The sequence below is a fragment of the Oceanimonas sp. GK1 genome, assembly GCF_000243075.1.
GTDB lineage: Bacteria > Pseudomonadota > Gammaproteobacteria > Enterobacterales > Aeromonadaceae > Oceanimonas.
This window is the reverse complement of the sequence record NC_016745.1, coordinates 350040-372500: the sequence shown is the minus strand read 5'-3', so window position 1 is coordinate 372500 and position 22461 is coordinate 350040. Positions and strand designations below refer to the sequence as shown.

The window sequence follows — 22461 nt, the reverse complement described above, 5'->3', positions numbered from 1 at the left end:
GGAAAGGCGAAAAGAACCCCTGTGAGGGGAGTGAAATAGAACCTGAAACCGTGTACGTACAAGCAGTGGAAGCCGACTTGTTCGGTGACTGCGTACCTTTTGTATAATGGGTCAGCGACTTACTTTTAGTAGCAAGGTTAACCGTATAGGGGAGCCGTAGGGAAACCGAGTCTTAACTGGGCGAATAGTTGCTAGGAGTAGACCCGAAACCCGGTGATCTAGCCATGAGCAGGTTGAAGGTTGAGTAACATCAACTGGAGGACCGAACCCACTAATGTTGCAAAATTAGGGGATGACTTGTGGCTGGGGGTGAAAGGCCAATCAAACCGGGAGATAGCTGGTTCTCCCCGAAAGCTATTTAGGTAGCGCCTCGGACGAATACTACTGGGGGTAGAGCACTGTTTGGGCTAGGGGGTCATCCCGACTTACCAACCCCATGCAAACTCCGAATACCAGTAAGTACTATCCGGGAGACACACGGCGGGTGCTAACGTCCGTCGTGAAGAGGGAAACAACCCAGACCGCCGGCTAAGGTCCCAAAGTCCTAGTTAAGTGGGAAACGAGGTGGGAAGGCTCAGACAGCCAGGATGTTGGCTTAGAAGCAGCCATCATTTAAAGAAAGCGTAATAGCTCACTGGTCGAGTCGGCCTGCGCGGAAGATGTAACGGGGCTAAAACTAGGCACCGAAGCCGCGGATTCACACTATGTGTGAGTGGTAGGGGAGCGTTCTGTAAGTCTGCGAAGGTGTGTTGTGAAGCATGCTGGAGATATCAGAAGTGCGAATGCTGACATGAGTAACGATAAAGGGGGTGAAAAACCTCCTCGCCGGAAGACCAAGGGTTCCTGTCCAACGTTAATCGGGGCAGGGTGAGTCGGCCCCTAAGGCGAGGCCGAAAGGCGTAGTCGATGGGAAACGGGTTAATATTCCCGTACTGACACACATTGCGATGGGGGGACGGAGAAGGCTAGATGGGCCAGGCGTTGGTTGTCCTGGTGAAAGGGTGTAGGTGGTGACTTTAGGCAAATCCGGAGTCATAACACTGAGACCCGAGACGAAGGTACTACGGTACCGAAGTCATTGATGCCCTGCTTCCAGGAAAAGCCTCTAAGCTTCAGATGTGTGTGAACCGTACCCCAAACCGACACAGGTGGTCGGGTAGAGAATACCAAGGCGCTTGAGAGAACTCGGGTGAAGGAACTAGGCAAAATAGTACCGTAACTTCGGGAGAAGGTACGCTGGAGCGGGTGAAGTCCTTCGCGGATGGAGCCTGAGCCAGTCGCAGTGACCAGGTGGCTGGGACTGTTTATCAAAAACACAGCACTGTGCCAACTCGCAAGAGGACGTATACGGTGTGACACCTGCCCGGTGCCGGAAGGTTAATTGATGGGGTTAGCCGCAAGGTGAAGCTCTTGATCGAAGCCCCGGTAAACGGCGGCCGTAACTATAACGGTCCTAAGGTAGCGAAATTCCTTGTCGGGTAAGTTCCGACCTGCACGAATGGTGTAACCATGGCCACGCTGTCTCCACCCGAGACTCAGTGAAATTGAAATCGCCGTGAAGATGCGGTGTACCCGCGGCTAGACGGAAAGACCCCGTGAACCTTTACTATAGCTTGGCACTGAACATTGACCCTACATGTGTAGGATAGGTGGGAGGCTGTGAAGCGGTGACGCCAGTTGCCGTGGAGCCGACCTTGAAATACCACCCTTGTATGTTTGATGTTCTAACTTGGTCCCCTTATCGGGGATGAGGACAGTGCCTGGTGGGTAGTTTGACTGGGGCGGTCTCCTCCCAAAGCGTAACGGAGGAGCACGAAGGTTGGCTAAGTACGGTCGGACATCGTACGGTTAGTGCAATGGCATAAGCCAGCTTAACTGCGAGACGGACAGGTCGAGCAGGTGCGAAAGCAGGTCATAGTGATCCGGTGGTTCTGAATGGAAGGGCCATCGCTCAACGGATAAAAGGTACTCCGGGGATAACAGGCTGATACCGCCCAAGAGTTCATATCGACGGCGGTGTTTGGCACCTCGATGTCGGCTCATCACATCCTGGGGCTGAAGTCGGTCCCAAGGGTATGGCTGTTCGCCATTTAAAGTGGTACGCGAGCTGGGTTCAGAACGTCGTGAGACAGTTCGGTCCCTATCTGCCGTGGGCGTTGGATGATTGAGAGGGGCTGCTCCTAGTACGAGAGGACCGGAGTGGACGAACCTCTGGTGTTCGGGTTGTCACGCCAGTGGCACTGCCCGGTAGCTAAGTTCGGAATCGATAACCGCTGAAAGCATCTAAGCGGGAAGCGAGCCTCGAGATGAGTCATCCCTAGGCACTTGATGCCTCTAAAGGGCCGTCCGAGACCAGGACGTTGATAGGCAGGGTGTGGAAGCGCTGTGAGGCGTGTAGCTAACCTGTACTAATGACCCGTGCGGCTTAACCATACAACACCCAAGAAGTGTGAGAGACTTGTAGTCTCGAGAACAAAACAGATTCATCACAAAGCTTTTTTCGAATTCAAGTTTAATGCCTGGCGGCCATAGCGTTGTGGAACCACCTGATTCCATGCCGAACTCAGCAGTGAAACGCAACCGCGCCGATGATAGTGTGGCAGCTGCCATGTGAAAGTAGGTCACTGCCAGGCACCCATTCCAAAAGCCCGATACTGATGTATCGGGCTTTTTTCGTCTTTGCGCCTTGATGACGCAGACAGTGCGGGCAAGCTGCCCGCACTCCAATGCTGTTTGCCTTATCATTCGGGTTCCAGCAGCAGTTTAAGCTCGACGATGCCTTCTTCCAGCTGTACTTTTGTCTTGAAGCCCAGCTTGCGGGCCAGCATGACCATGCCCCGGTTCGATGGCATGGTCATGCCGCTCAGGCTGTTCAGACCGCGCTGCCGGGCATAACGAATAATCTTTTCCATCAGCATGCGGCCCAGGCCCACCCCCTTGAGATCCGAGCGTACCAGCACGGCAAATTCCGCATCGTCGTTGTCGGGATCCGAAACTGCCCGCACCACGCCCAGAATATTGCCGTCGTTCGCCACCGCCACAAAGGCCATTTCCCGGTCGTAATCAATTTGGGTCATGTGGGCCAGCTCTTCATGGCCGATCACCACATCGGCAAAGAAGCGCTTGTAGCGGTCTTCGTCGGTGACATGGCTGACAAAATCCTGATGAGCGGGCTCGTCTTCGGGCAGTATGGGCCTCAGGGTCACGGGGGTGCCGTCCTTGAGCAGGGTGCGCTCCTCCCACTCCTTGGGATAGGGGCGGATCGCCAGCCGGGCCTGGCCGTCTCCTTCAAAGGGAGCCAGTTTCAGACTGACGTCCAGCGCCACCAGTTCGCTGCCGGTGGCCAGCAGGGGGTGAATGTCGAGGCTGGTGATCTCCGGATGGTCGATGATCAGATGCGAGACCTGGGTCAGCACTCGGCAGACCGCCAGCATATCCAGTGGTTGCTGGGAGCGGTTGGCCCGCACCTTGCCGCTTTTCAGTGCCTGAATGACCAGATAGCGGGCCAGGGTCATGTTGAGTGGCGGCAGGGCCACCGCGGCCTGCTCTTCCCCTTCCAGATCGACGCCGCCGTCGCCCAGCAGAATCACCGGGCCGAACACCGGATCCGAACGCACCGCAATGTGCAGCTCCTGGGAGCCGGCCCGGCGCGCCATGCGCTGCACCATCAGGCCATGAATACGGGCGCTGGGATAGGTTTGCCGTACCCGGTCGAGCAGGGCATCCGCCGCCTGGGCCACTTCCGCCGCCGAGCGCAGGTTCAGCACCACGCCGGAGACTTCCGACTTGTGCACAATGTCGGGCGATCGCAGCTTGATCGCCACCGGATAGCCGATTTGCTCCGCTATATGCGCGGCTTCGGTGCCGTCGGTGGCAATCCAGGTGGGCAGGGTCTGAATACCGTAGGCGGCCATCAGCCGGCTGACCTCGTGGGTGTCGAGCTGGTGCAGCCCTTCGTCAAAGGCCTGGCGGATCAGCCCGCGCACCGTCTCGTTGTCGTTGGGCATGTCCGAGATGGACTCGGGGGTTTCCATCAGTTGTTTCTGGTTACGGCGGTACTCCACCATGTGCATAAAGGCGCCGGCGGCGCTTTCCGGCGTGCGGTAGGTGGGAATGCCGGCTTCGGTAAAGCAGCGGCGGGCTTCAAAGACGCTGGTTTCCCCGGACCAGTTGGTGAGAATGTTAAAGCGTCTGGCTCGGGGATGAGTTCGGATCACCTCAATCAGCTCCCTGGCCACATGGGTGCTGTTCACGGTGGCCGAAGGCGCATGCATGATCAGAATGGCATCGCAGTCGTCGCTGTCGAGCAGCACCCGCAGGCTGGCCACATAGCGTTCTACCGGCGCATCACCGACGATGTCGATGGGGTTGGTGTGGGACCAGGACGGCGGCAACACGCGGTCGAGGGCCGCATGGGTGGCTTCGGTGAGGGTGGCCAGCTTGCCACCCCGGGCCAGCAGGGTGTCGATGGCGTTGATGGCCGGACCGGCGCCGTTGGTGAGCACCATCAGCCGCTCGCCCCGCAGGCTGTGGGAATGGTTCAGGGTTTCCACCGCCGCAAACAGATCATGGGTATCGCGCACCCGTAGCATGCCGGCCCGGCGAATGGCGGCGTCGTAGGAGGCGTCCATGCCCACGTCGCCTCCGGTGTGAATATGGCCCAGCTGGGCGCCGATGCGGGTCTTGCCGCTTTTGACCACCAGCACCGCCTTGTTGCGGGAAGCGGCCCGGGCCGCCGACATAAAGGCGCGGGCATCCTGCACCGCGTCCATGTACAGCAAAATGGAATTGGTGTGCCGGTCCCGGGCCAGATAGTCGAGCAACTGGGCGAAGTCGATGTCGCAGGCGTCGCCCAGGGAGATAAAGTGGGAAAAGCCGATGTCATTGTGCCGGGCCCAGTCCAGAATGGTGGCGCACACCGCAGAAGATTGCGACACAAAGGCAATTCGGCCCGGTTTGGCCGGGAAAGGCGCAAAACTCACATTCAGCCCCAGGTGGGGCAGTATTACTCCCATGCTGTTGGGGCCTAGCAGGCGCATGCGGTGCTCCCGGGCGCTGGCCTTCATCTGATCCAGCTGGCTGCTGCTGGTGCCGGCGGCGAGAATAATGGCGGCTTTGCAGCCCTTTTGGCCCAGCTGTTCGATAATGGCCGGATTTTTATCGGCCGGCGTGCAGATAATGGCCAGATCCGGAATGCGCGGCAGACTGGCGATATCGGGGTAGGCCATGACCCCGGCCACTGCCTCGTATTTGGGGTTGACCGGCATCACCGGACCGCTGAAGTTGCCGGCCAGCAGGTTTTTCATCACCAGTTTGCCGGCGCCGTTATCCCGGTGCGAGGCACCAATCACGGCAATACTGGCGGGCCTGAACAGGGCGTCGAGTCCTTGCTGCGGCATGGCTGTCTCCTCAAATAGGATCTGTGGCGGTATAGCGGAGTTTGTAGCATATTATCAGCCTGTGACCCTTATTGTGTTGACCGCCGACAAGCCTGAACGGAGACTGTGATGGAAATCTGGTTGTTGTTTATTCCCGCCTGCCTGGCGCTGAACCTGACGCCGGGACCAGATATCTTTTTTATTCTGTCCCAGGCGCTGGGGGGTCGGCGCCGGGCCGGCCTGCTGGCGGCACTGGGGCTGGGGGTGTCGTATCTGGGGCATACCCTGCTGGCGGTGGTGGGGCTGTCGGCGCTGGTGCTGCAGTCGGCCACCGCCTTTACCCTGATCAAGTATGCGGGGGCGGCCTACCTGCTGTACTTGGGATGGACCAGCCTGCGCAGTGCCAGCCGGCTGACCCTGCCGGCGGCGGCCGGTGCGCAGAGCGGCTGGCGTATTTTCAGGCAGGGGCTGACCGTGGGCCTGCTCAACCCCAAGGTGGCGCTGTTTTTCCTCGCGTTTCTGCCCCAGTTTGTCACCGTGGAAGGCGGCTCGGTGCCGTGGCAACTGCTGCTGCTGGGGCTGGTGTTTACCCTCACCGCCACCCTGTGCAACGGCGCCTACGGCCTGCTGGGCCAGCGGCTGCAGCGCAGTCTGGCCGGCCGTGAACGCTTTTCCGTTTACCTGGGGCGGTTGTCCGGCGTGCTGATGATGGTGCTGGGGGCCCGGCTGGCGTTAAGCCGCTGATTCAGCCAAACAGCCGTTCGCGGAACATAAAAAACACCGCGCCCAGCAGGCAGAGCCCGGCCCAGACAAAGTCCATACGAAAGGGCTCTTTCAGGTAGAGCATGGAAAAGGGCACGAATACCGACAGGGTGATCACCTCCTGCAGGATCTTGAGCTGACCCACATTGACCACCTGAGCGCCAATGCGGTTGGCGGGCACCTGCAGCAGGTATTCGAACAGGGCGATGCCCCAGCTGATCAGGGCGGCCCAGATCCAGGGGCTGTGCTGCATGTTTTTCAGGTGCCCGTACCAGGCGAAGGTCATGAAGATGTTGCTGAGGATCAGCAGGCTGATGGTAATGGACAGTGGCGGCATAAGGGCTCTCCGTGAACAGAACCGGCGAATTATTATGCCGCGCTGATCCGGGCGCAAGCCCGCCCGGGCGATTTATTCCGAGCCCTTAACTTGCCCCGGTTTTCAGAGGTACACTAGCTGCAGAAACCGCAGCCAAGGATTACCCATGTCATTTCCGACCATTGAGGATTATGTCGGCAACACGCCGCTGGTGCGCCTGCAGCGCATGGCCAATCACACCAATAGCCGAGTACTGGTCAAGCTGGAAGGCAATAACCCCGCCGGTTCGGTCAAGGATCGGCCGGCTCTGAACATGATTCAACAGGCCGAGCTGCGCGGTACCATCAAGCCTGGCGATACCCTGATTGAAGCCACCAGCGGCAACACCGGCATTGCCCTGGCCATGGCCGCCGCCATCAAGGGCTACCACATGGTGCTGATCATGCCCGACAACTCCACCGAGGAGCGCAAGGCCTCGATGCGGGCCTATGGTGCCGAGCTTATTCTGGTGAGCAAGGCAGAAGGCATGGAAGGCGCCCGGGATCTGGCGGAACAAATGGCCGCCGAGGGCAAGGGCGTGATCCTTGACCAGTTCAACAACCCGGACAACCCCGAGGCCCACCTGCTCTCCACTGGCCCCGAGATCTGGCAACAAACCGACGGCCGTATTACCCACTTTGTGTCCAGCATGGGCACCACCGGCACCATCATGGGCGTGTCCCAGTACCTTAAAAGCCAGAACCCTGAGGTGCAGATTGTGGGCCTGCAGCCCTGCGAAGGCAGCCATATTCCGGGCATTCGTCGTTGGCCCGAGGCCTATCTGCCGGGCATTTTCGACAGAAGCCGGGTAGACCAGGTGCTGGATATCAGTGAAGGAGAAGCGGTGGAGACCATGCTGCGCCTGGCGCGGGAAGAAGGCATCTTCTGCGGGGTCAGCTCCGGCGGTGCCGTGGCCGGCGCGCTCAAGCTGGCAGAGCGAGTGGATAACGCCGTGATCGTGGCCATTATCTGCGACCGGGGCGACCGCTACCTGTCATCTGGGGTATTTAATTCCAGTGAGGGGTAAGGTGTGAGGAGAGCGTCTCCTCACGTTTTTTCACCTCACTCCTCACGGCCTTTTCAGGCCGATAACGCCAGCTTGCTTTCGGTGAGTTGCCGGTCGCCGGCGTAGAGGCGGCCCTGCTGGCCCCCCAGATACAGGGTCTGTCCCCGCTCGACATTACTTAGCTGATGCTGGGGCAGCTCCGCTTCCAGCAGCGGGCCCGGCCAGCCGGCGGGCTCCAGCTCCAGATGCACCATGGCGCCGCGGGGGTTAACGTCGGTGACCCGCACCGGCAGCGGATGGCTGGTGCTTGCTTCGGCCTGCAGGCCGATCTCGTGGGGGCGCAGATACCAGCTGGCGGCTCCGCTGTGTTGCGCCGCCGCCGGCAGCGCCAGGCCATGGTCGCCCACGCGAAAACGGCCGCCGGCCAGCGCGCCATCGATTTTGGCCACCTCGCCCAGAAATTCCAGCACAAAGCGGCTGGCGGGCTGCTGCCACACGGTGTTGGGGCTGCCAATCTGCTCAATGCGGCCTTGGCTCATCACCACCACCTGATCCGACACATCCAGCGCCTCTTCCTGATCGTGAGTCACAAACACACTGGTGAAGTGCAGATCGTCGTGCAGCCGGCGCAGCCAGCGGCGCAGATCCTTGCGCACCTGAGCATCGAGCGCACCAAAGGGCTCGTCCAGCAGCAGTACTCGAGGCTCCACCGCCAGCGCCCGGGCCAGGGCCACCCGCTGGCGCTGTCCACCGGACAGCTGAGACGGAAAGCGGTCGGCCAGGTGCGACAGCTGGATCATTTCCAGCAGCTTGCCCACTCGGGTGTTGATTTCGGCGGCGGACGGGCGTTCCTTTCTCGGCTTGATGGTCAGGCCAAAGGCGATGTTGTCGAACACCGTCATATGGCGGAACAGGGCGTAATGCTGAAACACAAAGCCCACCTTGCGATCCCGGGCGTGCAGTCCGGTTACGTCGGTGCCGCTGAAGTGAATGCGACCGGCATTGGCCTGCTCCAGCCCGGCAATGATGCGCAGCAGCGTGGTCTTGCCCGAGCCCGACGGCCCCAGCAGCCCCACCAGCTGGCCGCTGGGCAGATCCAGGTCGATGTCGTGCAGCACTTGGGTCTTGCCGAAGGATTTCTGAATGCCGTCAATGCGAATGCTCATGCCGGTTACTCCTGTTCACTGGCGCTGTGCAGACGCCACTCGAGATAAGATTTGATCATCAGGGTGACCACTGCCATCAGGGTCAGCAGAGCGGCGGCGGTAAAGGCACCCACGGCGTTGTAGTCCTGGTGCAGCAGCTCCACATGCAGCGGCAGGGTGTTGGTTTCGCCGCGAATACCGCCGGACACCACCGACACGGCACCAAACTCGCCCACCGCCCGGGCGTTGGTGAGGATCACCCCGTACAGCAGCGCCCAGCGAATATTGGGCAGGGTGACCTTGCGGAACAGCTGCCAGCCGCTGGCCCCCAGCAGCACGGCGGCCTCTTCCGAGTCGGTGCCCTGGCTGCTCATCAGCGGCACCAGCTCCCGCACCACAAAGGGGCAGGTTACGAACACCGTCACCATCACAATGCCGGGCCAGGCAAACATCAGCTGCATATCGTGGCCGTCGAGCCAGCCGCCCACCGGACCGTTGACGCCGTACATCAGCAGGTAAAGCAGGCCGGCCACCACCGGCGACACCGCAAAGGGCACGTCCATCAGGGTCAGCAGCAGCTGGCGGCCGGGAAAGCGAAAGCGGGTCACCAGCCAGGCCAGCAGGGTGCCGAACACCAGGTTGATGGGCACGGTAATGGCCGCCACCAGCAGGGTCAGACCAATGGCGTGCAGCATGTCGGGCTCAGCCAGGTTGTCGATCACGCCACCCACACCGGCGGCCAAAGCGCCGGCAAAGATGGCAATCATCGGCACCACCAGTAACAGCAGGGTCAGCACCACACCGGTGCCAATCAGCAGCCAGCGGCCCCAGGGGCGGGAAGCCTTGAACGTGAGGGTCTGTTCCATCAGGCGTTACCTCGAATGCGGCGCATAAAGCGGCTTTGCAGGGTGTTGATGGCAAACAGCAGCACAAATGAAGCCATCAGCACCAGGCTGGCAATGGCGCTGGCGGCGGCGTAGTCGAACTCCTGCAACCGAATAAAGATCATCAGCGAAGTGATTTCGGTCTGCCAGGGCATGTTGCCGGCAATAAAGATCACCGCACCAAACTCCCCCAGGCTGCGGGTAAAGGACAGCGCGGTGCCGGTAAACAGTGCCGGACGCAGCTCGGGCAGTACTACGCGAGTAAAGGCCTGCCAGGGGCTGGCCCCCAGGGTGGCGGCGGCTTCTTCATATTCCGGGCCCAGATCTTCCAGCACCGGCTGCACGGTGCGCACCACAAAGGGCACGCTGGTAAACACCATGGCCACGACGATGCCCACCCAGGTGTAGGACACCTTGATACCCAACTCCGCCAGCCAGGCGCCGTACCAGCCATTGGTAGCAAACAGCGAGGCCAGGGTCAGGCCGGCCACCGCCGTGGGCAGGGCAAAGGGCAGGTCCATCAGGCCGTCGAGCAGGGCCCGGCCGGGAAAACGGTAGCGGGTGAGGATCCAAGCCATCAGCAGGCCAAAAGCCATGTTGAACAGACTGGCCACGGCGGCGGCGCTGAGGGTCACCTTATAGGTGGCCACCACCCGCGGGTCGGTCACCACCTGCCAGTATTGCTCCCAGCCCATCTGGCTGGTGTTGATCACCAGACCGGTGAGCGGCAGCAATATGATCAGGCTGACGAACAGCAGGCTGGTGCCCAGGCTCAGGGTAAAGCCCGGCAGCACCCGCTTGGAAGCACCCAGCAACGCCGCCATGGCTTAGCGGGCCTCGGCTTGCAGCTGATCCAGGCTGCCGCCATTAGAGAAGTGATCCTGCATGGCTTGCTCCCAGCCACCAAAGATCTCTTCCACGGTAAACAGCTCGGTGGCCGGGAACTGATCGGCCACTTCGGCGGCCACTGTCTCGTTATGCACCCGGTAGTTGTAGCTGGCCAGAATGCGCTGGGCCTCGGGGGTATAGAGGAACTCCAGATAGGCCCTGGCGGCATCGGCGGTGCCGTTGCGCTCCACGTTGCGGTCAATCCAGGTCACCGGGAACTCGGCCAGCACATCCACCGGCGGTACCACCCGCTCAAAGCCCTGATCCGGGTACTGGGCAATGATGTTGTTCACTTCCGATTCAAAGGTGATCAGCACATCACCAATGCCACGGTCCACAAAGGTGGTGGTGGCACCCCGGCCGCCGGTGTCGAACACCGCCACCTGCTTCACCAGCTTGCCCATGTGCTCGCGGATTTTGCTCTCGTCACCCTCAAAGGCCTTGTGGGCGGCGCCCCAGGCGGCCAGGTAGGTATAACGGCCGTTGCCGGAGGTTTTGGGGTTGGGGAATACCAGCTGGACGTCTTCCCGGGTCAGATCGTCCCAGCCCTGCACCTGCTTGGGGTTATCCTTGCGCACCAGAAACGCCATGGTGGAGTAGTAGGGGGAGCTGTCGTTGGGTAGGCGGGCCTTCCAGTCGGCGGGGATCAGCTGGCCTTTTTGGTGCAGCACATCCACGTCGGTGGTCTGGTTGTAGGTCACCACGTCGGCGCGCAGGCCCTGTAAAATGGCCTGGGCCTGGCGGGATGAACCGGCATGGGATTGCTTGATCTCCAGGGTTTCACCGGTTTGCTCTTGCCAGTGTTTCACAAACACCGGGTTGATTTCGGCAAACAGCTCGCGGGCGATGTCGTAGCTGCTGTTGAGCAGCTCCTTGGCCTGCAGGGGCAGGGTGGCACCGAGGCCGGCGGCAAACAGCACGGAAGCCAGAAGGGATGTGCGCATGATTCCACTCCAAACGAAAAATAAATTCTGCGTTCGAGTCTAATATGCGCAAAAGATATTTAAAGCATCTTTGATAGTTGCTTTTGGAATATATAAGCAAAAGTGGATATATGATGGCGGATCCGACACCGGACCCGCCCTGATCAGGAGGCTTTTTCTTCGTCGGCCGCCGGTCGCGCCCGGGGCAGGGCGATGCGTCCGTCCAGCACCAGATGGGCGGTCAGGCCGAACACCACGCCCCACAGGGCCGACGACAGCCCGAACAGCGACAGCCCCGAGGCGGTGACGATAAAGGCGATCAGCGCCGCTTCCCGCCCTTTTGGCTGTTCCAGCGCGGCGGTGAGGTTGCCGCCGATGGCGCCGAGCAGCGCCAGGCCGGCCAGCACCGCCACAAAGGCCACCGGCAGCGAGGTGAACAGGCTCACTATGGTGCCGGCGAACAGGCCGCCCACCAGATAGAAAACGCCATTGAACACCCCGGCCACATAGCGCCGCCCGGGGTCTTCATGGGCGTCCTTGCCGGCGCAGATGGCGGCGGTGATGGCCGCCACCACTATGCTGATGCCACCGAACAGCGCCATGGGCAAAGACGCCAGACTGGTCACGGCGAGCACCGGCCGGGCCGGCACCCGGTAGCCGGCGCCCTGCAAGATGGCCATGCCCGGCAGGAACTGGCCAGACAGGCTGACCAGCACCAGCGGCAGCGCCAGGCTCAGGGTGGCGGCCAGCGACCATTCCGGTTTGATCAGCTGCGGGGTGGCCAGCTCCCAGCGCAGGCCAGCCAGGGAGGCCCCTTCCAGCGCCACCGCCAGTCCAATGCCGGTCAGCAACAGCAGGATCAGGCTGTACTTGGGCCAGCACCGGCGGCCCAGCAGATAGGCGGCCAGCATGCCGAGGGCCAGGGCGGGGGAGCCGTCGATGGCGGTGAAGGCGCCCGCCCCGAACTGGAACAGGATGCCGGCCATCATGCCGGCGGCCACGCCCCTGGGAATGGCGCGCACCAGGGCGTCGAAACTGCCGGACAGGCCGATCACCAGGGTGATGGCGGCGGCGGTGAGGTAGGCGCCCACCGCCTCGTTGAGGGACAAGTCGGGAAACAGGGTCACCAGCAGGGCGGTGCCCGGGGCCGACCAGGCGGTGACCACCGGCGCCCTGAGCCAGAACGACAGCACCATGCCGGACACGGCGGCACCAATCGAAATGGCCCACACCCAGGAGGTCATCATGGCCGGGGGCACGCCGGCGCTGGCGCCGGCCTGGAAGAAGATGGCAAGCGGCCCGGCGTAGGACACCAGCACCGCCAGAAAGCCGGCGGCCACCGCCGGCAGCGACAGATCACGCACAAAAGAGGTCATATCCGGCTCCTGTGAAAACAAGAGAAATAGTATGGCCCCGGCACAAGGCCGGGGCCATGATCATCGCCGCCAGGGTTTAGCCCTGGGTCGCCGCACCGGCCTCAGCGGCGGGCTGGCTGGCGCCAACGCGCCGGCCCACCAAGGCGATGGCGACGGTGGCGATGGCGCCGGGAATCGCCAGGGCCAGGAAGTTCATCTGGTGCGGCAGCGCCAGGGCCAGCAGGGTGCCGCCCAACAGAGGCCCGACGATGGCGCCGTTACGGCCGATGCCCGACGCCCAGCCCAGAGCGGTAGAGCGGATGTCGGCCGGGTAGAACTGGGCCACATAGGCATACAGCAGGATCTGCGAGCCGATGGTGGTGGCGCCGGCCACGGCCATCAGGCTGTACAGCAGCCACATGGGGTGGGGGTAGCCGAGCAGCACCAGGGAGGCGGAAGCCAGCATAAAGAAGCTGGCCAGCACCGAGCGCAGCGAGAAGCGATCGGCCAGCCAGCCGCCGCCCACGGCACCGACGATGGCACCGATGTTGAGCACCATCAGGAACATCAGACTGGAGCCCAGCTCGTAACCGGCAGCGGACATCAGCTTGGGCAGCCAGGAGCCCAGGGCATAGACCATCAGCAGGCAGCAGAAGAAGGCGGTCCAGAACATCAGGGTGCTGAGGGTACGGCCGCCGCGCAGCAGCTCCAGCACCGGCGCCTTCTTCACTTCGACCTTGGGCACCACCAGCTCATCCCGGTCGGTGATCTGTTGCTGGGGCGCCACCTTCTGCAGCAGTACCCGGGCCTCTTCCTGGCGGTTTTGGGCCATCAGAAAGGCCACCGACTCGGGCAGGAATTTGATCATCAGCGGCAGCAGCAGCAGGGGCACAATGGCCAGGTAGAACATGACCTCCCAGCCGTAGTTGGGCACTATCCAGATACCGAGACCGGCGGACATCATGCCGCCCACCGCGTAGCCGCTGAACATCAGTGCCACCAGGGTGCTGCGGCTTCGCTTCGGCGAGTATTCGCTCATCAGCGACACCACATTGGGCATGACGCCGCCAATGCCGAGACCGGCGATAAAGCGCAGCAGGCCAAACTGCCAGGCGTTGCTGGCCAGGCCGTTGAGCACAGTGGTGAGGCTGAACAGCACCACGCACATCAGTATGGTTTTTTTGCGGCCCAGCCGGTCCGACAGCATGCCAAAGCCCATGGCCCCGAACATCATGCCGAACAGGGCGCTGCTGCCCAGCAGGCCGGCCACATAGGGGTTGAGTTGCCACTGATCCATCAGCAACGGCAGCACCACCCCGTAAATGACCAGGTCGTAGCCGTCGAAAATGATAATCAGGGTACACCAGAACAACACCCTCCAGTGGAAGGGGGTAAAGCTGGCGTTGTCTATGGTCTGGTTTACATCTACTTGTCTCATCGGGTATTACTCCGTGTTTTTCCTTAATCCAGGAGTCGGATTGGCCCCTGCGGGCAAAAAAAAGGCCACCCATCCTCGGGCAGCCCTGTTGGTTTATCAGCCGAGATCGCCACCGGCCACCGGCAGAATGGTGCCGGTGATATAGCTGGCGTCGTCGGAGGCCAGGAACAAAATGGCCGCGGCCTGTTCGTCCAGGGTGCCGTAGCGGTGCATCAGGCTGGTCGATTTGGTCTGCTCGACCAGGGTCTGGTACCACTGCTGCTCGCGCTCGCCCTGAGCCTCGTTGTTGCGCGGGGTCAGCCGGGGCGGCGCCTCGGTGCCGCCCGGCGCGGTGGCGTTGACCCGAATGCCGTGTTCGGCGTATTCAAACGCCAGGTTAACGGTCATGGCGTTGACCCCGCCCTTGGCGGCGCCGTAGGGCACCCGCATCAGGCCGCGGGTGGCCACCGACGACACATTGACGATGGCGCCGCCCTGCTGCGCCACCATGTAGGGCAGCACCGCCCGGCAGCACCACAGGGTGGGAAACAGGGAGCGCTGGATTTCCTTCTGGATCTGCTCCGGACTGTAGTGCTCGTAAGGCTGGGCCCAGATGGTGCCGCCTACGTTGTTGACCAGCACATCAATGCGGCCGAACCGTTCATGGGCTTTGGTCATCAGGGTCTCGGCCCCGTCCCAGGTTTCCAGATCGGCCTGCACCGCCAGGGCCTCGGTGCCCTGTTGTTCGAGTGCGGCCGCCAGTTCGTGCACGTAATCCGCCAGATCCGCCAGCACCAGGCGGGCGCCTTCTGCCGCCGCCCGCTCGGCCACCCGCCGGCCTATGCCCTGGGCGGCGCCGGTGATCACCATCACTCGGCCGGTGAAGCGGGCACTCATGCCACCTGCTCCGCGACGGCCGCCACGCTGGGGCTGAACTTCTCGTAGTGGAAGGACGTGGGCTGAATGCCCTGCTCCCGGAAGTAGCCCAGCACCGCGTCCACCATGGGCGGCGGACCGCACAGGTAGACGTCCACCTCGCCGTGCTGGAGGGGAGCGTCTTCCATATGGTTGGTGACATAGCCCTTGCGCGGGTGGGCGCTGTCGGGACTGGCCACCACCGTCTTGAAGCTGAAATGTTCGATCTCGGCGGCGAAGCGCTCCAGCGCCTCGATCCCGACCAGGTCGTCGTCGTTGGTCACGCCGTAGATCAGGTGCACCGGCTGGTCGCAGCCTTTCACCTTCAGTTCTTCCAGCATCGCCAGGAAGGGCGCCAGGCCGGTACCGCCGGCCAGCATCAGCACCGGACGCGCCACCGGGCGCAGGTAGAACACCCCCATGGGGCCGGTCAGGCTCAGCCGGTCGCCGGCCCGGGCCTGGCCCACCAGCCAGGAGCTCATCAGGCCGCCCGGCACGTTGCGGATCAGGAAGCTCAGCTCCCGGCTGCCCGGGCGCGAGCTGAAGGAGTAGGCGCGGCTTTCCTCGCTGCCCGGCACCTTGATGTTGACGTACTGGCCCGGCAGGAAGGGGATCTCCTGGTCCGCGTTCACCTTGAGTTCGATGGCGGTGGGGGAGATCAGGTTGACCTCGGCCAGGGTGCCGCCGAACTCCACCTGGCCGGTCTTGCACAGGGTGGAGGGGGCGGGGATCTCCACCACGCAGTCGCTGGAGGGCACCATCTGGCAGGTGAGCACCTTACCCTCGGCCACTTCCTCCTCGGTCAGGGCCTCGTCAATGTAGTCGTCGCCCAGGTCGAAGTTGCCCTGGCGGCAACTGCCCTTGCAAGTTCCACAGACGCCGTCGGAGCAGTCCATGGGCAGCTTGATCTGGTTGCGGTAGGCCGCGTCCAGCACGGTTTCCCCCGGGTTGCAGTTGATGAAGCGGGTGACGCCGTCTTCGAAGTTGAGGGCTATGTTGTAGCTCATGATCCTCTCCCCACCGGTTACAGGTGATAGATATCAATCACTTGATTGATGTAGTCGTTGTTCAGGACGATCTTCTTCTCGGTGATCACCGGCTGCTCACCGCTGGTATCCAGGGTGTAGAAGGAGGTGCCGAAGAAGCTCTGGGTCTGGTTGTAGCGGTGGCTGTTGGTCTGCCAGTTGAAGCGCAGCTTCACGGTAGTGCCTTCCTGCTCCAGGATCTCCAGGTTGGTGGTCAGGTGGGTGGTGCGCGGCTCCGGCAAGGAGCTTGCGCCGGAGCGCTCGGTCTTGATGCGGTAGACGCGATCTTCCAGGCCCTTACGGTTCGGGTAATAGATCAGCGAGATCTCGGTCTGGGGATCCTCGGTCAGTTGATCCTCGTCGTCCCAGGCGGGCATCCAGTACATCACGTCTTCGTGGTAGCACTGCAGCCACTGATCCCACTGGCGGTCGTCCAGCAAACGGGCCTCACGGTGAATGAAAGCCTGGATTTGTTCGAAGCTCATGCTCATTCGGAAGCCTCCTGTTCGGTGATGGAAATCATGCGTGCACGCTCGGTTTCTACCGCTTGCAGCATCTCTTTTACCCAATGCTGGTGGTGAGTGACATAAAGCCCTTCGTCTTCCGGCTTGGCACCGCTCAGAATGGGCTTGAGGCCGATGGCGTCGGCGCCGGCATCCGGGCCCTGGATCCAGTGGGCGGCGCCCCGGCTCATGTCGTTCCACTTCAGGCCGCTGGCCTGGTAGCCGTTCTGGCAGGCGCGGAATTCTTCCAGGTCGTCCGGCGTACCCATGCCGCTGACGTTGAAGAAGTCTTCATACTGGCGGATGCGCTTGGCGCGGTCGGCGGCCGGCTCGTTCTTCGGTGCCCAGCAATAGATGGTGATCTCGGTCTTGTTGACGGAGATGGGGCGCAGCACCCGGATCTGAGTGGAGAACTGGTCCATCAGGTACACATTCGGGTACAGGCACAGGTTCTTGGTGGTATTGACGATGGCATCGGCCCGGGCCGCGCCCAGCTGTTGCTCCAGCCGCTGCAGGTGGTTGTACACCGGCCGCACCTGGGGATTGGTGAGCCGGGTCCACAGCATCATGTGGCCGTTGTCGAAGGAATAGAAACCGCCCTCGTTGGACCAGCTCTTGGCGTCCACCGCCTCGGTGCCGCCCTTCTCGTAGTTGCGCTGGCTCATGGTGGACAGGTAGTTCCAGTGTACCGTGCCCACGTGGTAGCCGTCGGCGCCGTTTTCGGCGGTCAGCTTCCAGTTGCCTTCATAGGTGTAGGTGGAGCTGCCGCGCAGCACTTCCAGGCCGTCTTCCGCCTGATCGACGATGTTGTCGATGATCTTGGTGGTTTCGCCCAGGTATTCCCGCAAGGGCTGCACGTCGGCGCTGAGGCTGCCGAACAGGAAGCCGCGGTAGGATTCGAACTTCGGCAACTGCTTGAGATCGTGGGAACCATCGGTGCTGAAGCTGTCCGGGTAGCCGCCCTTCTTCTGATCCCGTGCCTTCAGCAACTGACCGTCGTTCTTGAAGGTCCAGCCGTGGAAGGGGCAGGTAAAGGAAGTCTTGTTGCCACGCTTTTTGCGGCACAGGGTGGCACCCCGGTGGGAGCAGGTGTTGAGCAGGGCGCGCAGCTCGCCGTCCTTGGTGCGGGTGATCACCACCGGCTGGCGGCCGACGGTGGTGGTGAAGTAATCACCCGGATTTTCCACCTGGCTCTCGTGGGCCAGGTAGATCCAGTTGCCTTCGAAGATGTGCTTCATCTCCAGGTCAAACAGCTCCTGGTCGGTGAAAATGCTGCGATCGCAGCGGTAGTGGCCGCTCTGGGCGTCGGCTTCCACCGCGTGGCGGATCTTGTTTTCAAGTCGGTCGAGTTGGCGAGTCATCTGTCGTCACTCCATGTGATGCCGTTGTCGGGCGTGAGTCTTCCCGGGCCGCTCACACCGTGGGCGGCCGGCAATCTCTTGGTTTGATGGGAATTAAACGGTTCAGGCTTCCAGGGCGCGTTTGCGCTCGTGGCGCTGCTGGTGCTCGGGTTTGTCGGAGACGACCAGCTGAATGTTGAATTCCACCTTGGTGAACGGTTTGTTCAGGCCGTATTGCTCGGCGGCGGCGGCGTCTTCAATGCGCACCGCGTCACACACCAGCTCTTCGCGGGTGGCGAAGGCGAAATCGTCGTAGGTGTACTCGTCACCGGCCAGGTTGATCTGGGTGGTCAGGTGCTTGTGGCCCGGCTTGGACACGAAGAAGTGGATGTGGGCCGGACGGCGGCCGTGACGGCCGAGCTGGTTGAGCAGAGCCTGGGTGGAGCCTTCGGGCGGGCAGCCGTAACCGGACGGAATAATGCTCTGAGCGGTGTAGCGGCCCTCGGCATCGGTCAGGATGCTGCGACGCAGGTTGTACTCGCTTTGAGACTTGTCGAAGTAGGAGTAGCCGCCCTTGAGGTCGGCGTGCCAGATTTCAACCAGGGTGTTGGGCAGCGGCTTGCCGTTTTCGTCGGTGACCACACCGGTGAGGATCATGGTTTCGCCATCCTGAGTGCCGTCGTCCATGCGGGCGAAGCCCTCGGATACCGGGGCGCCGGCCACGTAAAGGGGGCCTTCGATGGTACGCGGAGTACCGCCGGCCAGGCCGGCCTGCTCGTCCTCGGCATCCATGCGGATGTCCAGGTACTTGTCCATGCCCAGGCCGGGAGCCAGCAGGGCGGCTTCGCCGTTCTTGCCCAGGTCGTTGATGTAGTAGACGGCGTTCCAGAATTCTTCGGGCGTGATGTCGAGATCTTCAATGATCTGGAAGACATCGTGCATCACACGGTGAACGATGGTTTTTACCCGCTCGTTGCCGCCGGTCTGGTTCAGGCCGGCTACTTTTTCCAGCAGTTCTTTAACTTCCTGGGTGTGCATGGTCTTGACGGACATTGCCTTGCTCCTTGCGTTGTTATTTGGTCGTAGGGGTACAGAGTGTTGAATCAGCGGTCATCCTGATGGATGGAGGACGGATGCCGGCACAGGGGCGCGACACTAATGTCCATGTAGGGAAACAGCGGCAGGGCGCTTATCAGGTCCTGCAGCTCGGCATTGTCGGCCACGTCGAAAATGCTGACGTTGGCGTAGCTGCCGGCCACCCGCCACAGGTGGCGCCATTTGCCCTGAGCCTGCAGCTCCTGGGCGTAGGCCTTCTCCCGGGCCTTGATCTCGGCGGCCACTTCGGCGGGCATGTCGTGAGGAATATTTACCTTCATTTCAACTTTGAACAGCATGTTTTTCTCCTGTAGCGGGTGAGCTGGCAACGGGTTACGGGCGGCGGTATTCGGCCAACTTGTCTTCGTTGATAGTGACGCCCAGGCCCGGCCCTTCGGGCAGGGAGACGCCGTTGCGATGGAAATTTAGCGGCGTGGTCACGATGTCGTCCTTCAGCAGCAGCGGGCCGAACATCTCGGTGCCCCAGTGCAGGGTGTCCAGGGTGGACCAGGCGTGCAGGGCGGCCACGGTGCCGATGGTGCCTTCCAGCAGGGTGCCGCCGTAGAGGCCGATGCCGGCGGCGCTGGCCACATGGGCCACTTCCAGCGCCCGCAGCGGGCCGCCGGCCTTGGCGATCTTGAGCGCCACCGAGCCGGAGAAACCGGCCGAGGCCAGGGCGAACATGTCGCGGGCGTCGGCCACCGCTTCGTCCGCCAGGATCGGCAGGTGGAATTTTTGCGACAGCCGCACCAGGGCGCCGAAGTCCTTCATCGGGGTGGGTTGTTCCACCAGATCGATGCCGGCGGCCTGCAGTTCGGCCATGCCCCGGGCGGCGGTGCTTTCATCCCAGGCCTGGTTGACGTCGACCCGCACGCTGGCGCTGTCGCCTACGGCCGCCTTGATGGCCGCCACATGGCGCACGTCGTCCATCAGCGGGCGGGAGCCGATTTTGAGCTTGAAGTCGCAGTGGCGCTGGGCGGCGATCAGGCTTTTGGCCTCGTCAATGTCCCGGGCGGTGTCGCCGCTGGCCAGGGTCCAGAGCACCGGAATGTGCTGGTGCACGGCGCCGCCGAGCAGCTGGTGCAGGGGCTGGTTCAGGCGCTTGCCCAGCAGGTCGAGCAGGGCGGTTTCAATGGCGGACTTGGCCAGGTTGTTGCCGCGAGTGGCCCGGTTGAGCCTTACCCTTAAGGTATTGATGGCGTCCGCCGGCTGGTTCAGCAGCAGGGGAGCGAAGTAGGTGTCGATGGTCAGCTTGACGCTTTCGGGGCTTTCCGGGCCGTAGGCCAGGCCGCCGATGGTGGTGGCTTCGCCGAGACCTTCCAGACCGTCGGAGTCCCGAACACGCACGATCACCATGGTCTGCACGCCCATGGTGGTCATGGACAGCTTGTGCGGGCGTATGGTCGGGATGTCGACCAGAATGGCGTCGATGGACTGAATGGTTGCTGACATGTGGCCTCTTTCGCGTTCGTGATAACTCGGTGTTGCAAGGAGGTTACATTTGCGTTGTCATGGCCACCAATATTGATTAAGTCGCAACCAATACCCTGGAGGTATGGATGGAGCTGAGACACCTGCGTTATTTCATCGCGGTGGCGGAGGAGCTGAACCTGACCCGGGCGGCGGAGCGGTTGTTTATCGCCCAGCCGCCCCTGACCCGGCAGATCAAGCAACTGGAAGAGGAGCTGGAGGTACAGCTGTTCATTCGCAAGGCACGGGGGCTGGAGCTGACCCAGGGGGGGCTGTACTTCCTGCAGCAGGCCCGCACCATCATGGACAAGCTGGACGCCAGCATAGAGGGCACCCGGCAAATCGCCCAGCTGCGCAAAACCGTGTTCGCCATCGGTTTTGTGCCCTCGGTGTTTTACGGCCAGCTGCCCTTTATGGTGCGCCGGCTGCGGCGCAACAAGAACCTGGAAATCGTGCTGCACGAGCTCAAGACTCAGGAGCAGGTGGAGGCGCTCAAAAGCGGCAAGATCGACATCGGTTTTGGCCGGGTGCACATCGAGGACGCCGACGTGGAGCAGGAGGTGCTGTTCAACGAGCCGCTGATCGCGGCCCTGCCCGCGTCCCATCCCCTGACCCGCCAGTCACCCACCATGGCAGAGCTGGCGCAGGTGCCCATGGTGGCCTTTCCTGCCGTTTCCGGCCCCAGCTTTGCCGACATTGCCCAGGGGCTGTTTCACCGCCGGGGCCTGAAAGTGAATGTGATCCAGCAGGTTAACGATCTGCAGACGGCGCTGTCGCTGGTGGCCTCGGACATGGGCTTTGCCCTGGTGCCCGAGCAGGTGCACAAGCTGAAGCGGGAAGGGGTGGAGTTTGTGCCGGTGGGGGACGAAAAGCTCACCATACCGGTGATCGCCTCCCGCCGCCGGGGTGAGAACCCCAATGCGGCGATGCGGCTGGTTAACACCATACTGGCGGAGCTGGTGGAAAACCGGCTGACCGGGCGTTACCCCTGAGCCGGTCGCGCCCTCAGCCCTGCAGGCTTTCCTGAATCTGCCTGGCCTTGTCCTGCAGCAACGGCAGGAAGCGGGCGGTGAGGGTGTCCATGTCCACCCGGGCGGCGTTGGTGCTGATGTTGATGGCGCCGAGCAATTGCCCCCGCTGATCGAAGGCCGGCACCGCCACCGAGCGCAGGCCCGAATCCAGCTCCTGATCGACGATGGCGTAGCCCTGGCGGCGCACCTGCTCGATGGCCCGGCGCAGTTCTGCCCGGTCGGTAATGCTGTGTTCTGTGTGGGCCTGCAGTGGCACCCGCGCCAGGCAGGCGGCCAGCTCGGCCTCGGGCAATTGAGCCAGCAGCACCCGGCCCATGGAGGTGTAGGCGGCAGGCAGCCGGGTGCCCACCGACAGGCGAATGGCCATCAGCCGGTGCTCGGCGGCGGAGCGGGCGATATAGACCACGTCGTCGCCGTCGAGCACGCCCAGGGAGGTGGACTCGCCGATCTCCCGAGTGATCTCCTCCAGGTAGTGCTGGATCACCACCCGGTAGGGGTTGGCGGCCAGAAAGGCGTTGCCCAGCTGCAGCACTCGCGGGGTCAGGGCGAAATGGCGCTGTTGCTTGTCCAGGTAGCCGAGGGCGTGCAGGGTGAGCAGAAAGCGCCGCGCCTTGGCCCTGTCCATGCCGGTTTTGGCCGCCACCTCGCTCAGGGTCATGCGCGGGTGCTGTTGGTCGAAGGCCTGCAATACTTCCAGGCCGCTGGCCAGGGCGGCCACGAAGTCCCGGCTGTCGGGGCTGAGCCTGTCGTCTGTGATCATCATTTTCTCGCTGTTGTCGTCCTGGATTGGCTGCCGTCCATGGTAGCAAAAGTTCGCATAACGAACACTTGTTGTTTCCCCTTCCGTTTCATCATTCTGATGGATAAAAAATAACCTTATTATTTTCAGGCAGTTAATTGTTATTTCAAAAAAATGACAGGGTCGGGGGTTTGCCAGCCTCGGTAAATGGGTGTAAATATGTTCGCAAT

At 62.1% G+C, this 22461-nt stretch carries 19 protein-coding genes and 2 rRNA genes (1 of these 21 cut by a window edge); 5 read left to right on the top strand and 16 right to left on the bottom strand.

The window, feature by feature from the left end; genetic code table 11:
- Together GU3_RS01845 and rrf are read left to right on the top strand one after the other, a co-directional pair.
- Positions 1 to 2433 (top strand): 23S ribosomal RNA (locus GU3_RS01845); it begins 458 nt to the left of the window's first position.
- Between the two features lie 85 nt (positions 2434 to 2518).
- Positions 2519 to 2633: ribosomal RNA gene (gene rrf, locus GU3_RS01840) — 5S ribosomal RNA — on the top strand.
- A 108-nt stretch (positions 2634 to 2741) separates the two neighbouring features.
- Here the strand turns inward: rrf and GU3_RS01835 are convergent.
- Positions 2742 to 5399, bottom strand: coding sequence for a bifunctional acetate--CoA ligase family protein/GNAT family N-acetyltransferase (locus GU3_RS01835; RefSeq protein WP_014290858.1), 2658 nt, complete (start codon positions 5397 to 5399; stop codon positions 2742 to 2744).
- A gap of 108 nt (positions 5400 to 5507) precedes the next feature.
- Here GU3_RS01835 and GU3_RS01830 point away from each other — a divergent pair, with 108 nt between their 5' ends.
- Entirely contained in the window at positions 5508 to 6122 is a 615-nt protein-coding gene (locus GU3_RS01830) for a LysE family translocator (RefSeq protein WP_014290857.1), read from the top strand.
- Position 6123: 1 nt separating this feature from the next.
- Here the strand turns inward: GU3_RS01830 and GU3_RS01825 are convergent, their stop codons facing one another.
- Positions 6124 to 6477, bottom strand: a complete 354-nt coding sequence (locus tag GU3_RS01825; RefSeq protein ID WP_014290856.1) for a DMT family protein — start codon at positions 6475 to 6477, stop codon at positions 6124 to 6126.
- 145 nt (positions 6478 to 6622) lie between these two features.
- On the opposite strand from GU3_RS01825, the gene cysM reads away from it, so the two are divergent.
- Positions 6623 to 7522 carry a cysteine synthase CysM gene (cysM, locus tag GU3_RS01820; protein WP_014290855.1) on the top strand — a complete coding sequence of 300 codons (900 nt, stop codon included), beginning with the start codon at positions 6623 to 6625 and terminating at the stop codon, positions 7520 to 7522.
- A 53-nt stretch (positions 7523 to 7575) separates the two neighbouring features.
- Here the strand turns inward: cysM and cysA are convergent, their stop codons facing one another.
- From cysA to GU3_RS01755, 13 genes are all read right to left on the bottom strand, one after another.
- Positions 7576 to 8667 (bottom strand): sulfate/thiosulfate ABC transporter ATP-binding protein CysA, encoded by a 1092-nt coding sequence (cysA, locus tag GU3_RS01815; RefSeq protein ID WP_014290854.1) that lies wholly within the window; start codon positions 8665 to 8667, stop codon positions 7576 to 7578.
- A gap of 5 nt (positions 8668 to 8672) precedes the next feature.
- Positions 8673 to 9512: a sulfate/thiosulfate ABC transporter permease CysW gene (gene cysW, locus GU3_RS01810; RefSeq protein WP_014290853.1), complete on the bottom strand. Its 840-nt coding sequence runs from the start codon at positions 9510 to 9512 to the stop codon at positions 8673 to 8675.
- Positions 9512 to 10354: a sulfate/thiosulfate ABC transporter permease CysT gene (cysT, locus tag GU3_RS01805; protein WP_014290852.1), complete on the bottom strand. Its 843-nt coding sequence runs from the start codon at positions 10352 to 10354 to the stop codon at positions 9512 to 9514. Before cysT ends, cysW begins: the two co-directional genes overlap by 1 nt.
- Positions 10355 to 10357: 3 nt before the next feature.
- Positions 10358 to 11362 carry a thiosulfate ABC transporter substrate-binding protein CysP gene (cysP, locus tag GU3_RS01800; RefSeq protein ID WP_014290851.1) on the bottom strand — a complete coding sequence of 335 codons (1005 nt, stop codon included), beginning with the start codon at positions 11360 to 11362 and terminating at the stop codon, positions 10358 to 10360.
- 143 nt (positions 11363 to 11505) lie between these two features.
- Positions 11506 to 12717: a benzoate/H(+) symporter BenE family transporter gene (locus GU3_RS01795; protein ID WP_014290850.1), complete on the bottom strand. Its 1212-nt coding sequence runs from the start codon at positions 12715 to 12717 to the stop codon at positions 11506 to 11508.
- 76 nt (positions 12718 to 12793) lie between these two features.
- Entirely contained in the window at positions 12794 to 14134 is a 1341-nt protein-coding gene (locus tag GU3_RS01790; protein ID WP_014290849.1) for an MFS transporter, read from the bottom strand.
- A gap of 96 nt (positions 14135 to 14230) precedes the next feature.
- Complete coding sequence (gene benD, locus GU3_RS01785) at positions 14231 to 15010, bottom strand: benzoate diol dehydrogenase BenD (RefSeq protein WP_014290848.1); 780 nt, start codon at positions 15008 to 15010, stop codon at positions 14231 to 14233.
- The gene (gene benC / locus GU3_RS01780) at positions 15007 to 16035 is read right to left on the bottom strand and encodes a benzoate 1,2-dioxygenase electron transfer component BenC (protein ID WP_014290847.1); all 1029 of its coding nucleotides are present in this window, start codon (positions 16033 to 16035) and stop codon (positions 15007 to 15009) included. The genes benD and benC overlap by 4 nt, the downstream gene beginning before the upstream one ends.
- A 17-nt stretch (positions 16036 to 16052) precedes the next feature.
- On the bottom strand, positions 16053 to 16544 hold the full coding sequence (gene benB, locus GU3_RS01775) for a benzoate 1,2-dioxygenase small subunit (RefSeq protein ID WP_014290846.1): 492 nt from the start codon (positions 16542 to 16544) through the stop codon (positions 16053 to 16055).
- Entirely contained in the window at positions 16541 to 17917 is a 1377-nt protein-coding gene (locus GU3_RS01770; RefSeq protein ID WP_014290845.1) for a Rieske 2Fe-2S domain-containing protein, read from the bottom strand. The genes benB and GU3_RS01770 overlap by 4 nt, the downstream gene beginning before the upstream one ends.
- 102 nt (positions 17918 to 18019) lie before the next feature.
- Positions 18020 to 18949, bottom strand: coding sequence for a catechol 1,2-dioxygenase (gene catA, locus GU3_RS01765; RefSeq protein WP_014290844.1), 930 nt, complete (start codon positions 18947 to 18949; stop codon positions 18020 to 18022).
- Between the two features lie 50 nt (positions 18950 to 18999).
- A complete protein-coding gene (catC, locus tag GU3_RS01760; protein WP_014290843.1) occupies positions 19000 to 19290 on the bottom strand; it encodes a muconolactone Delta-isomerase in 291 nt (96 codons plus the stop codon).
- Between the two features lie 34 nt (positions 19291 to 19324).
- Positions 19325 to 20443 (bottom strand): muconate/chloromuconate family cycloisomerase, encoded by a 1119-nt coding sequence (locus GU3_RS01755; protein WP_014290842.1) that lies wholly within the window; start codon positions 20441 to 20443, stop codon positions 19325 to 19327.
- Positions 20444 to 20550: 107 nt separating this feature from the next.
- Between GU3_RS01755 and GU3_RS01750 the strand changes: the two genes are divergently transcribed.
- Complete coding sequence (locus tag GU3_RS01750; RefSeq protein WP_014290841.1) at positions 20551 to 21453, top strand: LysR family transcriptional regulator; 903 nt, start codon at positions 20551 to 20553, stop codon at positions 21451 to 21453.
- A gap of 13 nt (positions 21454 to 21466) precedes the next feature.
- Here GU3_RS01750 and GU3_RS01745 read toward each other — a convergent pair whose 3' ends face one another.
- The gene (locus GU3_RS01745) at positions 21467 to 22252 is read right to left on the bottom strand and encodes an IclR family transcriptional regulator C-terminal domain-containing protein (protein WP_202798268.1); all 786 of its coding nucleotides are present in this window, start codon (positions 22250 to 22252) and stop codon (positions 21467 to 21469) included.
- Positions 22253 to 22461: the final 209 nt, after the last annotated feature.